Consider the following 15,825-nt stretch of genomic DNA (forward strand, 5'->3'; position numbering starts at 1 on the left):
CATATGCCATCATGGAAATGACTGACTAATCGATACTTTTATCAATATAATCGTTAAAGAAGTTTTGCCCAAATCAGCGCAAGCACTTGTGGTTGATCTGTGCGATTGCTATTCACGCCATTGATCAGCCAAGCTGCTGCAGTAATGCCCAAAGCCTAGCCAATAGACCTAAAACACCAAAGGGCAGGCAATGGCGATCGACACGCAAACACGCAAAAGGCGCGCCTCGCCTTGGCGTATTTTGAAACCCGTTCAGTCACAGGTCAGGCTTGCCATGGCAATTTCGGCCTGCTCTGCGCTGTTTGGGCTGGCAGTTATGTTGCAATTGATGATGGTAATTCAAAGGCTGCTAACGGACCCCAACACGGTGCCTTGGCTTTGGTTTGGGGGGGCGGCTGTGTGTACGGTGGCGGCCTATGTTGCGCGGCTTGGTGCATTTAATCAGGCGCATTACGCGGCTTTTCGGCTTGAACGGATTTTGCGCATTGGCCTGGCCGAACGTTTGGCACATGTGTCATTAGGTTATGTTGAAACACAGGGCGCTGGTGCGCTGGCTAAGGTGATCCATGACGATGTAAAAGCGCTGCATGTCTTTGTCGCGGATAGCACGCCGCTTTATGCACGTGCTTACGTCACGCCGGTAGTGACGCTGGGGCTTTTGATTGCGCTGGATTGGCGGTTGGCACTTGTAACGTTGACAGTGCTAGTCTTGGGATACGGCATTTTGACCAGAGCCCAAAAGCGACGCCGTGATATGGTGCGCAAATACAATGCAGCCCGCGAACGGGTGAGTGCAGCGGTCGTGGAATACGTTCAAGCAATGCCTGTTGTGCGTAATTTTGATAGCGGTAAAATGAGTTTCGGACGCTATCAAGACGCGCTGGACGGTTATCTCACCGTGATGTTGGATTGGTACCGCGCGGCTGGGTTTCCGGCGCGGTTCTCTTGGTTAGTGCTCAGCCCGATGCCTACGCTGACGCTTGTTTTGGGAATGGGGCTTTGGCTGACGGCGATGGGTGACATGTCTGTATCGCGTTGGTTGGGGGTGCTGTTGATTTGTACTGGCATGGCTGAAGCAATGATGCCGATGATGATGCTACGCCATATGATTGAAAAAGTTTCTCTGAGCGTTGCGCGTATCGAAGAGGTGATGAACGCGCCTGAGTTGGAACAAACTGCCTTAGCACAGGCGGGTACACCGCTTAGCTTGAACCCGTCTGCGCCGGCGTTGCAGTTTGAAGATGTGACGTTTTCATATGGTGCCGATTTAGAACCAGCGTTACGCGATATCAGCTTTTCAGTTGCAGAAGGGACTGTAACAGCGCTTGTCGGCCCGTCTGGTGCGGGTAAAACGACCATCGCCCGCTTAATCCCACGATTTTGGGATGTGACGTCTGGTCGTATTTCGTTGGGCGGTCACGATATTCGCGATATGAGCCCTGACCAATTGATGGAGCACGTCGCGTTTGTGTTTCAGGAAAGCTTTTTGTTTGCGGAATCAATCGCGGCGAATATTCGGATCGGCAAACCTGATGCGAGTGATGAAGACGTGATCGCAGCCGCGACTGCGGCACAGGCCCATGGGTTCATTTGCGATTTGCCGCAAGGGTACGACACGCCGGTCGGGGAACGGGGCGTCTTTTTATCGGGCGGGCAGCGCCAACGGATCGCCATTGCCCGCGCACTTTTACAAAGCCGTCCCATTCTTGTGCTTGATGAGGCGACAGCATTCGCTGACCCCGAAAACGAAGCAGAGCTGATTGCCGCGCTTTCAGCGTTGATGCGGGGGCGCACGGTTATCATGGTGGCCCACCGGTTGGCGACGATCCGGGATGCCGATCAAATCTTGGTCTTTGATCGTGGACAAATCGCGGAACGTGGTGTGCATGACGATTTAGTCGTGCAGGGCGGAGTCTATGCACGCTTGTGGCGCAATTATGAACAAGCACAAAACTGGTCATTAGGCGGTGCCCGCACGCCAAGTGAACCCGCGCAAGAGATGGTGAAATGATGCAGAATGCCCCTTCGCGTAAAACAAGCGCAAGTTCCTTTTTCACAACGTTTCGCCAGCTTGCCGATAGTGTCGGACCAGAAGCAGCACCCGGGCTACGTTGGTCACTGGCGGGTTTGGTTGCGGCTGCTGCGTTCCAAGGGTTCGGATTAGCCGCAATTGCACCCCTGTTCACTGCGGCGGCAACCGATCCGGACCTAGGGTGTGCGTTGATCTGGTTTGCTGTGATGGTCGTTTTGATGGGAATCGCGTCGGGATTGCGCTGGTTCGCCCAAGGATTTGATTTCGATGGACGTATGGTGCGCGCGACATGGCGTTTACGTGGACAATTGGGTGCCAAACTGCGTGAAATTCCGTTGGAGCAATTGCAAAATAAACGCGCTGGCGAGCTGAACTCGATGGTGTTGGGGAATGTTGATGAAAACCTACTTTACGCGCTGACGGTTCTTAATTTGGTGTTTACAGCCATTGTAACGCCGTTATGTGCCGCCCTTGGTATCGTCTTGTTTGATTGGCGCCTAGGGTTGTTGCTTTTGCTTATTTTTCCAGCCATCGTGCCTCTATATCGGTGGCGTAGACCGGCGTTGGGGCGTGGAAAACGCATTTTAGGCCAAGCACACCAAGAGGCCAGCGCCGACGTTTTGGAATACACCCAAGGCCTTGCGATTTTACGGGCCGCTGGCCGGGCTGGCGAAAAAGCCGAGCGACTTTCCCAGACGTTTAAAAAACTGGAATCAATTCAGGCCTTTGGCCACCGCAAGGGCGCAAAGCCGAACATAATCGTCGCAAGTATTGTTGAACTGGGCTTGGTTTTCGTCCTCGGCATCGGTGTCTGGCTTGTTGTTGCAGGAAGCCTGCACCCTGCCACGCTTGGCGCGATTTTTGTGATTGTGGTCCGGCTGTCGGAACCTTTGTCGACGTTTATTCTATACACTGCGATGCTAGAGGTGATGGAAGCCGCGCTTGAACGCATTGGGGCATTGATGGCAACCCAGCCTTTGCCACAAACAGATCCCGCACAGGTACCCACTGAATTTGGCATTCAGTTCCACGATGTCGACTTTACCTATGCGCAGGCCGAGACGCAGACGATCAGGGCTTTCAATGCTGATCTGCCTGAACGTTCGTTGACTGCTCTGGTCGGGCCGTCGGGCTGCGGTAAGACAACGTTGACCCGGTTGCTTTTGCGACATTTTGATCCACAGCATGGCACCGTTATGATCGGTGGCGTAGATCTGCGTCAAATCCCGGCAGACCGGATTAACAGCCTGATCTCTGTCGTGTTTCAGGATGTTTACCTATTCAATGACACCGTTCTTGCGAACATCCGCATGGGCCGCCCTGATGCATCCGACGATGATATCCGCGCAGCAGCCAATGCAGCGCAATGTTTGGATTTTATCGAACGGCTCCCGCAGGGGTGGCAGACCCCATTAGGCGAAATTGGTGGGCGATTGTCCGGTGGTGAGCGCCAACGCATTTCTATTGCGCGCGCGTTGCTAAAGGACGCACCAATCATTGTTTTGGATGAACCAACAGCCGCGCTTGATACCGAAAGCGAACTCGCCGTGCAACGTGCGCTGGACGCTTTGGTCGCTCGCAAAACTGTGATTGTGATTGCACATCGCCTATCGACTATTGTCGGGGCAGATCAGATTTTGGTAATCGAGGATGGCGCATTGGCGCAGTCCGGAACCCACGTGGATCTGCACGCACAAGGTGGCCGTTACGCGCGGATGTGGGCGGCGCAAGGCGCGATTAAAAAGTGGTCTGTGGCAAGTTGATCAGCGCGGAACAATCAACGGTGTGTGACTGACGGGGTCGTTGATAATAACAGCATCAAGCCCAAAGACCTGTTGTAGCAATGCAGATGTCATGAGCGCCGCGGGTGAACCTTCAGTTATGATTTCACCGTCCTTCATCACAACCAAATGATCGGCATAGCGACAGGCCTGATTAAGGTCGTGTAAAACGGCCACAATCGTGCGCCCGCCTTCGCGGTTCAGTTTGCGCAAGAGTGAGAGCAGATCAAGCTGATGGGCAATATCAAGATACGTTGTTGGTTCATCAAGCAACAAAATGGGTGTTTCTTGCGCAAGAACCAACGCAATCCAAACGCGTTGCCTTTGACCACCGGAAAGTGTCTCAACCTCGTGATGTGCCAGATCACTAACACCTGCCGCGTCCATAGACATCGCAACGATACGTTCATCCTCAACGCTTTGCTGTCGAAAGGGGCCCTGATGCGGGTACCGCCCGCGTGCAACAAGATCGACGACGGTAATCCCCGGTGGAGCCTGCGCGCTTTGCGGTAAAAGCCCAACTTCTTTTGCTAGTTTGCGAGGGGGCAAACGCGCAATGTTATGTCCATCAAGAAGAACCTGACCCGTACTTGGCGGCAGTAAGTTACACAACCCGCGTAATAGCGTGGATTTGCCACATCCATTCGGCCCGATAATGACAGAGAATTTGCCATCTTTGATGTCCAACGACACGTCAGAGCTAACGGGTTTCCCCGCGTAGCTAAGCGATAACTCCTGCGCTTGAAGGCGCGGGGCGGAAGCGGTGACTTCGGTAGGCTGCTGGTTTGGGGCAATGCGAGAGTGAGAAATGGCGTTCACTGTGGCCTCTGACTGGCTAGTTATGGAAAGGGATTAGGGTAAAAGTTCGACAAGCGTTCGGTCTATAGCATTCTTACTGGCAAAGGCAGCACAGGTATTTTCGACGGCTGAAATAAGCGCTTGTACATCCTCAGCAGAGTAATGAGCGCTGCGATAACTCATCATCATGCGAAGGCGTTTTGCGCCCTCGATCACATCTTCAACCACCTCGAATTGCAGGCCAAGCACAGAGTCACCTTTTTCGGGGTCGATTTGTCTGAACCTGATCGGGCCTTGCGCACCTTCGAGTGTCCCGTTGAGTTTATTTTGCGCGTGGATTTGGATAAACACTTCGAACATATGTTCGCCAAAAGGCATTTTGCCGCCTAACAATGCATCCTCGACCAAATCAATTGGAATTTCACAGTGTGGCAATGACCCGTTAATCATATCGCGCACGTTCCCGATCAGCGCACGTGGTGTTATATGGCCGGGTGCACGTAATGAATGGGCGGTAACAGTCGTAAAGTACCCGACCGTATCGAAATATTCGGGGTCCGTACGCCCTGATGCAGATGTGCCGATTGTCAGGTCATCTAGTCCCGCAAGACGTTGCAACGCACATGAAATTGCCGCGTAAACGGTATTGAACAAAGATGCCGCGCAATCTTTCGATAGCGCATAAAGCCCGTCTGAAATAGCACGATCAAGCATGATCTCTGTCCAGCCGCCTTCGGCGGCGTGGCCATCGGTGGGCGGTGTCAAAGGGCGGGCTGTGAGCGCACGAATAGGCTTTGGCGGAGACGCATCCTTGAGCGCATCAACCCAATAGTCGAGGGCTTTTTGGTCAAACCCTGCTTGTGCTTGTTTGCGCGCAAAACCATGGAACGGCGCGATGGGTTGTTCCCAAACAGGTGCCTTTCCGGCAACCCGTGCGGCGTAGGCGTAGGCTAGATCATCCATCATTAGGTTCACGGACCATTCATCCAATACGATGTGATGGAACAAGAATGATAGCGTTTGCCCATCGGCATCGCGTACAAAACGCAACCGAATTGGCAGTTCACGTGCGAGGTCAAAATCATACCCGGCTTCCGCGGCAAGGATCGGTCCCGTGGATTGTATGCCTTCCGCGTGCCAGAACCACTGTTGTTGATCGACCTCCGACATGGGCATACATTCTTGAACGATCGTATCGTCTTGGCTGATAAAACGGCTGCGTAAAGCGGGATGGCGTTCAAGAATATCGCGGAAAGCTGACGCAAAAATAGTTTCGTCTACTGGATCAAGAAAACGCAATGCAAAGGGGATATTGAACATCGGCCCAAATCCAAGAGCGGCGTAGATTTTCCACAAGGATGCCTGTGCATGCGATAATGGGACGCGTTCGGTGGTTTCATAGAGCGTCGGTAGCGGGCCCGGTGCCACCGCCGCCCAATCATTGGCCTGTTGATCAACGGCGGGTGTCGCGTGTTCGGCAAGCGGCGCAAGCGATGCCGCCGTCGTATGTGCAAATAAATCGTTGAACCGTAGCGTAATCCCGTGCCGTGATATGAGCCGCCCAATTACACGTGTCGCAACCAATGAATGCCCACCAAAATCGAAAAAGTCACAGTCGGCCGTCATATCAGGTGCATCCAGCGCCAGACGGAATTCATCTAAAATGATTTGCGCGGTCTGATCGGGTAGACTATTTTGATACGTAATATCAGCTGCTTGATTATCTGTGTGCGGGGCAAGGGTCTGTAGCAGGCTATTTGTATCTGGCAAGTCGTCCGCAATTGGGTGCCTAATCAAAGCAAGATGCGCGGCGTCGTTCGCAAGAATGACGGCAAGACGCAATGGCCCGCACGTCGCAAGATCCCAGGATTCAGCAGCTAAATCGGTCGCGATTTGCGTGGATTGCGCTGTATCCCGCGCCCAACGGATTTGCAAAGCTGGGGTTGCCTGTCCAGAATATACGAGCAAGTCACCTGTATCATCAAAATGATAACATCGGGTAAGCTCTGGTGTATGGAACCCCATCTGAACAAAACTTATTGCGATTGTGCCGGGCTCTGCTTCGGCTGGTAGCCGGACGAGCCGAACAGAAGGTTTAAGACCGTTTTCAGTTTGCTGATGCTCAAGCCATATCCGTGCTTCTTCTGGGGTTGCGGCGCGCGTAGTTAATTGGTTGTCGGGATGCGGGTGATGCTTGATCATACTGTGGTCCTGCGTAGTCCGGGGGGGGGCATTTTAGGGCTGGGGACCCTGAGATGCGGGGCCGGATCTGGCCTATATAACCAAGGTCACGGCGGGCATAATGTCAAGTATTTTTGTCGGGATTAGGGTGGGGTCTTGCGTAGGCGATTTCCTGTCAACAACCAGATCAAATAACCCCCACCGATGATCCCGGTGACTTGCCCAATGGGCATGGTCAGATCGAACGGGGCAAGCCGTGTCAGCAAATCTGCGCACAACATTAAGCCTGCGCCAAACAGGGTCGCCCCGACAAGAGGTTGTGTAGATGACCGCCCGAGGCGCCGCGCAAGTTGCGGGGCGGCTAATGCGACAAACGCGATAGGGCCTGTGGCGCTTGTTGCGAGGGCAGCAAGTGTCAGCGCACCAAGTAGCATCCAACGCCGCACCCGTTCGACGGGCACGCCAAGTGGCCCGGCAAGGTCGTCACCCATTTCTATCAACCCAAGTGGTCGCATCCCGATAAGCAGTGGGCCTATCAACACGATTAAGCCTAACCAAAGGGGCCAAACATGCCCCCAATCGCGCCCATCAACCGATCCGGCTAGCCAAAGATTAGCCGATATCGCAACGTCAATATCGCCTTTCACAAGCAACAGCGCGTTAATTGCGTGCAGCACAGCGCCAACACCGATCCCTGTCAGAACCAATCGATAGGCACTGACCCGGCCGTGTTTGCGTGCCAACATGTAGACACCGACCCCGGTGAGCAATGCGCCGGTTAGCGCTGCTATCACAACGTTGGCCCCTGAACCGCCAAAACCGATAATCCAAATGAGCGCACCAGTTGCAGCACCTGCGGTAAAGCCGATGACATCTGGTGACCCCAGCGGGTTGCGAGAAATACTTTGAAATACGGCCCCCGAAGCGCCAAGCGCAGCACCTGCGCCAAGGGTGACTAATAACCGCGGCAAACGGATGTCGATTAAAACATGCTCAATCGCGCGTGTTGGTGCGTTGCCTGTGATGACTTGCCATATTTCGTATGGGCCGATGGGCAGTCGCCCGATCATAAGCGCGGCCGATGATCCAAGCATGATCAGCCCAAAGAGGATGAGATTTAACCAAAGCGCACGACGCGCCAAGATGAACGACCAGCGCCACCAACGTAAGACAAGGTTGGGCGCAACCGTCATAATCCGTTTGCCCGCAAACGGCGTGCCAAAACGACAAAAATGGGCCCCCCAATCAGCGCCGACATGATGCCAACATCGATTGGCGCCGCAGGTTCAATCAACCGCCCGGCCAGATCAGCTATGCTTACCAGGGCTGCGCCGATCAGCATCGAAAGTAGTAGCAATGCGCGATGCTTGGGGCCCGTAATATGGCGTGCCAAATGTGGTGCTGCCAAGCCGACAAAGCTGATAGGTCCGGCTGCTGCTGTCGCCGTTCCACACAGAACGACAATCACGGCTGCCGCTGCAAACCAAATCCGGCGCGGGTCTGCGCCAAGGCTTTGGCCAAAATCCTGACCCAGCGCCAACGCATCAAGCGGCCGTGCCAAAGCGAATGCCGCGCAACCACCGATGATGGTTAGCCACAGGCTTGGCCAAAGAACATTCCAGCCGCGCCCTTGCAAAGACCCCACCGCCCAATGGCGGAATTGGTCAAAAACTTGTGCCTCTGCGTTAACAATGATTACGCGTGTTAGCGTCATAAGCACGATTGACAGCGCGGCACCCGCCAGCACCAATCGTACAGGGTCGTGGGACTGTGTCATGCCAGCCAGTAAAAAAACGGCGACACCGCCAATCCCTGCCCCGCCAATCCCCGCCGAAAGCGATGCCCCAATATGAATTTGACCTGTTGCCGCGATCAGGAAAACAATCGCAAGGGTCGCGCCCGCAGAGACCCCTAATAACCCTGGATCTGCCAGTGGGTTTTGTGTCAACGTTTGCATTATCCCTCCGGCAGCGCCCAACGCGGCACCGATGATCAGGGCAAGAAATACGCGCGGCAAGCGTTGTTCGCGCACCAAAAGATGCGCGCCATTGCCTGCGTCAAAGTGACGGAACGCTGCAAAAGTGGTCTCGGGTGAGATCGCGCGCGGCCCGATAAACAGGCTGACGCTTGCGGTGACGACAACCAAAACAATTGTTCCCCAAAGCAGCAGGCGCTGCGAAGGTACAAAATGCGACGTCATCTGTTTAAGCCCGGCCGAAACGTTGCGCGATATCTGCAATGATCTCTGACGCGCTGTAATAATCGACCCGGAACGAATTCCTCCCCAAACCGTACACTTGTCCCAATTGAACGGATGGCATGTTGCCAAGAATTGGATCAGCCAACAGCCGTTGTGCATCCTCGTCGGTACCTGACAGCACAAACGTCGTCTGTGCCGTGAGTTCTGTCAGATGTTCATAAGCGGCACGAATGAAATCGGCGGCAGGTGGGGCGTTTACGCTTTGCCAACTGCGCGGCGGATCTTCTAGTTCAAACCCAAGCGCCGTAAGCAAGCGCCCGTGCACGCCATCGGCTGTCGCAACGGGATTGGGTGCGCCGGGGCCGTTATAGCTGATGATGTTGATTAAGCCTGTGGGTAGCTCTAGCTGTGTACGCTTGGTTTGCAGTTCGGCTGCAAAAAGGTTCAATAACGCCTCTGCCTCGGTTTCGTGACCAATGGCTTGGCCAAGAAATTGCGCGAGTTCTTCCCAACCGACGGCACCGTAATCAAGCACCAAAACCGGTGCTATTTCTTCCAATGCAGCGCGCTGTGTCGCAACGGAATCTGCGCCGGTTGCGGACACGACGATAAGGTCAGGCGCATAGGCCCAAACCGCTTCGAGGTCGACAGCGCCGGCGCGCCACAATTTTTCGACACCGCGTTCTTGTGCGATATGTTGCCATTGACCAAAGAATTCGCCCCGCACGGTTGTTGCAGTGGCGACAAGTGGTGCATCGATCGCTAATAAACTACCAGCAAGCGTGACAGACGTGGAGAGTATGCGGGTTGGTTTGGCGTTCAGGGTGGTTTGACTACCATCCGCATTGGGTATGTTGCGGGGCCAACCTGTATCTGCCTGACCCTGTGTTCCCAACATAAACGTGCCTGCGGTGCAGGCGCTGTTGATTAAAAAAGAACGGCGTTTCATGTGTCCTCTAAACGGCCGGCGATTGGCCTCATTGGTGTAGGTTTATTGTGTGTTGTGGTTGTTACGACAGATGCATCGTGGTGCAACAATTCATCAAGTGGCGTATTGTAGGCGGTTGCCGCGCATGCCCGGATAATGAACGGCACGAGGTCCGTATTTCCTGCTGTAAATTGGTCTTTTGACGCTGGATCGGCATCGATCCATAGGCCAAGCCCGTCAGCATTCGACGCAGAACCCCATGTCAGATTAAACCCATCACCGGGGCCAGCAGCCAGCACCTCACTTTCGGCGGTGCAGCCGGTAAATCGCGGTGGATCGAACGGAGTAACGTTGATCAAAGGTGAAAAGAAAAAGCGTTGCCCTTCTTTTAGTCCGTGATCCGCCGCGAGTTGTTCGACGCGGTACCGGCCATTCCGTCGCAATTTGCGTAACACCTTACCCATACGAACAAGATAATCGCGAAGCGTTTCACCGGCGATTTTTGTCACGATCAACGGCAAAATATTGACCACCAACGCTGGGATCTCTGTGCTTATGCTGCCAAATCTGCTCATGTAGGGTAGCCAGATGGGTAGGTTTGGGTCACTTGCGTCTAAATCGCGCGCGAGCCAGGCTGCGCTGAGAAGCGTCAGCAAATCAGGCCAACCGATATCGTGGTTCTCTGCGGTTTGTCGCAATAACGTGGGTAATTCCGGTGGCAGGTCAGGTGCCGCACTGAGCGAAGAACACCCGTAGTCTTCATCGCCTTTCTCCAGCACCGTCAAGTCAGGTCCGTCTTTCAATGTCTGTTGCCAGTGGTCGCCGTTGCGGGTGTGGTGGGGGCTATTACGATAGCTGGTTTCTTCATCAAGGTAACGATGAAACGGTTGAAAAGCACCTAGATCTGCGGGCTCGCCTAGCGCCTGCCCATATAACGCAGCGGTACGTCGTTCGATCAATGAAACACCATAACCATCAAGCATGATATGATGCCCTCTGAGATACCACAGCCAGCGGTTGCCTTCTACTTTCAACACCCAAAGTGCTGAAATCTGATCATGCTCCAGATCAATAGGCTTTGCGATATCGGCTTCCATCATCATACGTCCAACAGCTACGGGGTCGGTTTCAGATGTAAGATCATGATAATGGACCACCGGAATACGTGCGGGATCAATTTGCTGGCGTGGCCCATCCGGTCCATCGTGGAACCGCAGGGCCAGCACGTCAGTTTCTTGCGCGACCTGCTTCAGCGCCCCGATCAACGCGGCTTCGTTCAGGGGGCCTGCGATGCTGGTACAATGTGCGATGGTTGAAAGCGGGCGGTCGGGGTGAAGCCGGAATTCCTCCCAAAAATCGAACTGAGCAAGTGTCAGGTCAAGCCAGGGGGCGGAGTGGGGTTGCGCAGACATTGGATTTCCTTCGATTCAAGTGGCCGAAAGTGCTGGCTGCTGCGCGATCAGCGCTGCGGCTTGCCGTGCTGTGCGTGCACCAAGTAGCTGCATGGGGCTAAGTTTACAGCCCAAGCGTTCGTTTAACGTCGTGGCAATTGGCGCGAGGTGATTTGGCATTAATCCAAAATTAAGCAAGATGCTGTCGGCGTTTGCATCGTCGCGCATGCCGATATGTTCTAGATAAATTCCTAAAACTTGGATTGCGAGCTGCTGATCTGGTTCCACCGCTTTCGTTGCGGGTGCTACATTTGGGGGCCGTGTTGCTAGACACCGCGCCGCAGTTCGATCTATTTTGCCGTTCGCTGAAAGCGGTAGAGCGAGCACTAAGATAAAACGATCAGGTAGATGTGATTGCGGTAATTTTTCACGCATATAGCTACGCAGTTCAGCCATACTTGGCTGACTATCCTCATGACAGACGCAAAGCGCAGCTAGCGTTGTTTCGCGCCCGTCATCAGACGCGAGATCGACGATAATGGATTGACGCAAACCGCTATGGTTACTCAGGACCGCTTCGATCTCGCCCAAAGACACGCGTACGCCGCGTACTTTTACATAGCCGCCGACCCGGCCCGCGAACAAGATTGTGCCGCCCTTGGCCCATTGACCCAGATCGCCTGTACGGAAGGCACGTCGCGGATTACCATTCTCATCTGGCAATGCAACGAAATCCGCCGACGCCAATTTACCATCGTCTAGGTATCCAAGCGACAGGCAGTCACCTGCTGTATGGATACGCCCGACAACACCGGGTGGGCAAAGTTCACCCACTGGATTGCAAATCAGATATTCAGCGCCGTTAAGAGCACGGCCATAAGGCACCGCGCCTGTTTCTGAACCGATTTCATACCAAATGCTCCAGATCGTGGTTTCGGTTGGGCCACCCAGTGAAAACAGCCGTGCATTCGGGCGTAATTCACGCAAGCGCGCGATTTGGGCGGGTTTGATATAATCACCACCCTGCGCAATAAGACGCAACGACCGAAGCTGTGCAGGTTGCGCGCAGTCTAATAACATCTCGAGGATAGCGGGAACAGAAACCCAAAGCGTCACGTTATGGCGGGCTACAATCTGGGCCCATTCCATCGCATCTTTGTCTTGGCCAATATCGGGCATCACTAACGTGGCCCCCGCGCTAAGAGCACCAAAAATATCAAACAATGACATATCATGGTGCAACGGTGTGGCTGACATCACGACGTCTTCGGGATCAACCGCCCATGCGTTCAGCGATTGATCCAATACATTCGCCGTCGCACGATTATTCAACACGACACATTTTGGTTCGCCGGTCGTTCCAGAAGTAAACAGATAGTAACTTGCACCGCGACTAAGGCTACGTTCGGCAAGCACCGCGTCAGCGGGTAAAGCGCCACCGCCGGAGGCCGTCAATCCAGTTGGATCTATGCATGGCCAATCGCAAATATCGTCGTTTGAAACAACAAGTGTCGGCGCGCACCGCGCGAGTTGATAATCGCGACGATCAATTGGTGCTGCTGCGTCAAGCGGAACCCAGATCACCCCTGTCAGCGATGCCGCAAGTTGCAGTGCGATATGATCAAATCCGCGTGGCAGATGAATGGCCAGCACCGCGCCTGCATCAACCCCATGTTCAGCAAAGCCAGCAAGGATCGCAGCGACCCTGATATGCAGATCTGCATAGCTGACCTGTGTTTTGCCCTGAATAAGCGCAATTCCTTGACCCTCGCGTAGATTGGTCGCGATTTTTAGCAAATACGGTGCTGGGTCCGAAATATCGGGGTGTTGCAAGGGCGTGGATACCGGCACTAACGGTTTTGGTAGGTCCAGAGATTGATGTTCACAGATGTTTGCAAATGCGGCCGTGACTGCATTCAATATGGCATTTATTGTATCTGTGCTTAGCGCGGCTTCGGCGTAATCAGCGGCGATTTCGATCCCGCCGTCCGCCGCATTCATTAACCGAATATCAAGCGCGACCTGCGGTGTTTGCGTTTGACCGGCCACTTCGTGCATTGATGCCGCTGGGTCAGGCGATACCCAGCTCAGCCCATTGGTCAGCACAACGGGTAAAGCAAGCGCTTCGTGTGTTTGTGATAGCAGTTGGCGGGCAAGGTCCACACCAGAAAAACCCATATGGGATAGCCCGTTCATGGTTTTTGTTTGCAACGCCGCCGCCCGTTCATGCGGGGTACCAATACGCGCATCGTGGTCTACCACGATGAATGAGGCACGGTTGCCTAACCCCGTTTGTTCGAGCGCGGGCGCGGTCGGCAAGCCAACGCATAGATGCATTTCAGGTGTGAAACGTACCAAGACCTCAAGCACTACAAAGCTAAGAAGGCTGTTTAAGAACAGTTTGTCTTTTGCTGCGGCACGCCGTAATCCGCGCCGTTGTGCCGCATCAACGCACCGCGTTTCACGGCGATAGCGCGACGTGCTGATTTGCTGTAATGGTGTCAGCCAAGGTAAGTTTGTTCCGGTTTCCACTACGTTTAATGCTTCAGCCCAATAGATCGCATCTGCACGACGTTGTGCAGCTAACGGTGGCATGATGGGTATCGGTGACGGTTCATTGTCAGGTGGTGTTGGAGCAAATATTTCCACACAAATTTGTGCGATCGCAGGTCCATCTAACGCCAAGGCATCAAATTTTATCGCCAACGCATCGTCATGACCGGCGGGCATCTTGATGGCGCAGACATTCCATAATGGGCCGTCGAGCGCACATGCGCTTTGTGCGAAGGCTTCCCAAAAATCTGCCAGTTTTTCAGAGGCATTTTGCGCGGTGCTAAAATCTTTTAGGTCAAGCGGGGTAGAGGCTTTGATTAAGTAGCGCAAACGCAGGTCATCTTCATCAATGCGCGTTCGCAGCGCCGGATGTGCGTCACAAAGCGCGTCAAGCCGCGTCCGAAGCTGCCCGGTATCAAGCGTTCCACGGAACAGCCGAACCTCTTGCATGGCGATACCACCAAGCGGAAGAACCCGATCACGACCCATGATATAGGCGCGTTGCAGCTGTGACAGTGGTTGACTGTTAACTTTGTTCTCCGCTTGCGTTGACAATGCGCGCAGTCTTGCAACGAAACGATCAAACAGCTTTTCGCCCCATTTTCCATCTACAAGATCTAACCGAATATCCCAGTTGACTAAAATTCTATCGCCGAGCTTTGCAATCTGCGCATCAAGCGCGACACCGGGGCCTTGCGATACACTCCAAACAAGATCGCCAAATATTTTGTTCGCATTTTCTGGTAATATTGAACCAAGCGGATGATCAAACCCTGCGGTAAAGACTACTGGCGCGTTAGGCAAAGCACCCAAATGCCTGCCTAAATCACGCATCAACTGCGGGCCTGATCGTGCAGCATGTGAAACAGCTTGAACCAATTGCGTTTGTACGCAGGGGGCAAGAATATCGATATCAGCGTCGGCTTGATCTATACTAAACAGGGTAAAGTTGGAAAAATCACCGATCAATGTGCCTCGATCCGTGATGCCTGATCGGTGAAACATCGGCACGGTCAGTCTAAACGCAGTTTGCTTGCAGGCTTGCCCAAGCTCTTGAGCGAAAACTGCAAGAGCCAGCGCAGAAGGGGTCACGCGCAACGCACGTGCATGCAACATGAATGTGTTGGTTTCGGTGATGCTTAGCTGTGCAGCAAGGCGGGTGCTTTGGGCTGCATCATCACAAGGAAACGTTGTTGGTGCTAGCAGGCTAGGCGCTTGTGGAAGGTTGGGAATTTGATTTTGCCACCATCGGCGCGCAGCGGCCTCTCGACTAGATCGTGTTGGATCAGTCCGCTGCGTTTGTAGATAACTAACAAAGTTGCCAGCAGGTGGGCTAAGCACCGTTGCGTCCGCTTCGTAAAGCTGCGCAAGATCGGCCATCACATAAGGAAAGCACGACGGGTCAGCCGCGATCATATCCAGATCAATATGCAATCTATGCCTGCCACCCGGTAATTGGCTTAACGTGAATTCACAGGCCTCGCCGCTTGCCAAGGACAATCGCTGATGTGTTTTCGAACCGCGAATACGTGCAAGCGTTTCATCACACGTCGCGGGGTCAAGTGCGCGTAGATCGTTCTGACGCAAACGATGCGCCGTAGACAGTTCCGCGATTGAGGGAGTTCCGTGGGTGTCAACGGCAAGTCGCAGATGTGTGTGGCGCTTGAACAGTGCCAAAACAGCCCGAGACAGCCGGGCCGGATCCAATGGTACCCGATGTTCTATGCTATCAAGCTCAACATACAGATGGGCCGATGTTTCAGCTATGCTTTCGCCTTTGGCGTGTCCACTTACCCAGCAGGCGGCTTGCATCGCGGTTAGTTCATACATCTGCAATCACCCGTTGACAATTCCAGACGTAAATACTCAAGTATTGCTAATCGTCAACCTGTGGAATTCACATGCAGCAAAAAATACCTGATAGATGTCTGAAATATATCATGTTTTTATGGTGCTTTCTT

General features: G+C 53.8%; 9 protein-coding genes. 2 read left to right on the forward strand and 7 right to left on the reverse strand.

Features of this window, described 5'->3' with window-relative positions; all coding sequences use genetic code 11:
- Positions 1-190: 190 nt before the first annotated feature.
- On the forward strand, positions 191-2,011 hold the full coding sequence (locus DS901_RS04905) for an ABC transporter ATP-binding protein (protein WP_113775828.1): 1,821 nt from the start codon (positions 191-193) through the stop codon (positions 2,009-2,011).
- On the forward strand, positions 2,008-3,795 hold the full coding sequence (locus tag DS901_RS04910; RefSeq protein WP_113775829.1) for an ABC transporter ATP-binding protein: 1,788 nt from the start codon (positions 2,008-2,010) through the stop codon (positions 3,793-3,795). Before DS901_RS04905 ends, DS901_RS04910 begins: the two co-directional genes overlap by 4 nt.
- Here the strand turns inward: DS901_RS04910 and DS901_RS04915 are convergent, their stop codons facing one another.
- The 7 genes from DS901_RS04915 to DS901_RS04945 form a co-directional block, all read right to left on the reverse strand.
- Positions 3,796-4,632, reverse strand: a complete 837-nt coding sequence (locus DS901_RS04915) for an ABC transporter ATP-binding protein (RefSeq protein ID WP_113775830.1) — start codon at positions 4,630-4,632, stop codon at positions 3,796-3,798.
- Positions 4,633-4,665: 33 nt separating this feature from the next.
- Positions 4,666-6,813, reverse strand: coding sequence for a condensation domain-containing protein (locus DS901_RS04920; protein WP_113775831.1), 2,148 nt, complete (start codon positions 6,811-6,813; stop codon positions 4,666-4,668).
- A gap of 122 nt (positions 6,814-6,935) precedes the next feature.
- A complete protein-coding gene (locus DS901_RS04925) occupies positions 6,936-7,985 on the reverse strand; it encodes a FecCD family ABC transporter permease (protein WP_113775832.1) in 1,050 nt (349 codons plus the stop codon).
- Entirely contained in the window at positions 7,982-8,992 is a 1,011-nt protein-coding gene (locus DS901_RS04930; protein ID WP_113775833.1) for a FecCD family ABC transporter permease, read from the reverse strand. Before DS901_RS04930 ends, DS901_RS04925 begins: the two co-directional genes overlap by 4 nt.
- Before the next feature lie 4 nt (positions 8,993-8,996).
- Positions 8,997-9,941 carry a Fe2+-enterobactin ABC transporter substrate-binding protein gene (gene fepB, locus DS901_RS04935; RefSeq protein WP_113775834.1) on the reverse strand — a complete coding sequence of 315 codons (945 nt, stop codon included), beginning with the start codon at positions 9,939-9,941 and terminating at the stop codon, positions 8,997-8,999.
- Positions 9,938-11,332 (reverse strand): condensation domain-containing protein, encoded by a 1,395-nt coding sequence (locus tag DS901_RS04940; protein WP_113775835.1) that lies wholly within the window; start codon positions 11,330-11,332, stop codon positions 9,938-9,940. The genes fepB and DS901_RS04940 overlap by 4 nt, the downstream gene beginning before the upstream one ends.
- A gap of 15 nt (positions 11,333-11,347) precedes the next feature.
- A complete protein-coding gene (locus DS901_RS04945) occupies positions 11,348-15,694 on the reverse strand; it encodes an AMP-binding protein (RefSeq protein WP_113775836.1) in 4,347 nt (1,448 codons plus the stop codon).
- Positions 15,695-15,825: the final 131 nt, after the last annotated feature.

The organism is Loktanella sp. D2R18, assembly GCF_003318235.1.
In the GTDB taxonomy this organism is placed as follows: domain Bacteria; phylum Pseudomonadota; class Alphaproteobacteria; order Rhodobacterales; family Rhodobacteraceae; genus Yoonia.

Excerpts from the sequence above, each read along its gene's own strand:
- DS901_RS04910 (WP_113775829.1), top strand. The coding sequence starts at position 2,008 with ATGATGCAGAATGCCCCTTCGCGTAAAACAAGCGCAAGTTCCTTTTTC.
- DS901_RS04925 (WP_113775832.1), bottom strand. The coding sequence starts at position 7,985 with ATGACGGTTGCGCCCAACCTTGTCTTACGTTGGTGGCGCTGGTCGTTC.
- DS901_RS04945 (WP_113775836.1), bottom strand. The coding sequence starts at position 15,694 with ATGTATGAACTAACCGCGATGCAAGCCGCCTGCTGGGTAAGTGGACAC.
- DS901_RS04905 (WP_113775828.1), top strand. The coding sequence starts at position 191 with ATGGCGATCGACACGCAAACACGCAAAAGGCGCGCCTCGCCTTGGCGT.
- DS901_RS04920 (WP_113775831.1), bottom strand. The coding sequence starts at position 6,813 with ATGATCAAGCATCACCCGCATCCCGACAACCAATTAACTACGCGCGCC.
- DS901_RS04940 (WP_113775835.1), bottom strand. The coding sequence starts at position 11,332 with ATGTCTGCGCAACCCCACTCCGCCCCCTGGCTTGACCTGACACTTGCT.
- fepB (WP_113775834.1), bottom strand. The coding sequence starts at position 9,941 with ATGAAACGCCGTTCTTTTTTAATCAACAGCGCCTGCACCGCAGGCACG.
- DS901_RS04930 (WP_113775833.1), bottom strand. The coding sequence starts at position 8,992 with ATGACGTCGCATTTTGTACCTTCGCAGCGCCTGCTGCTTTGGGGAACA.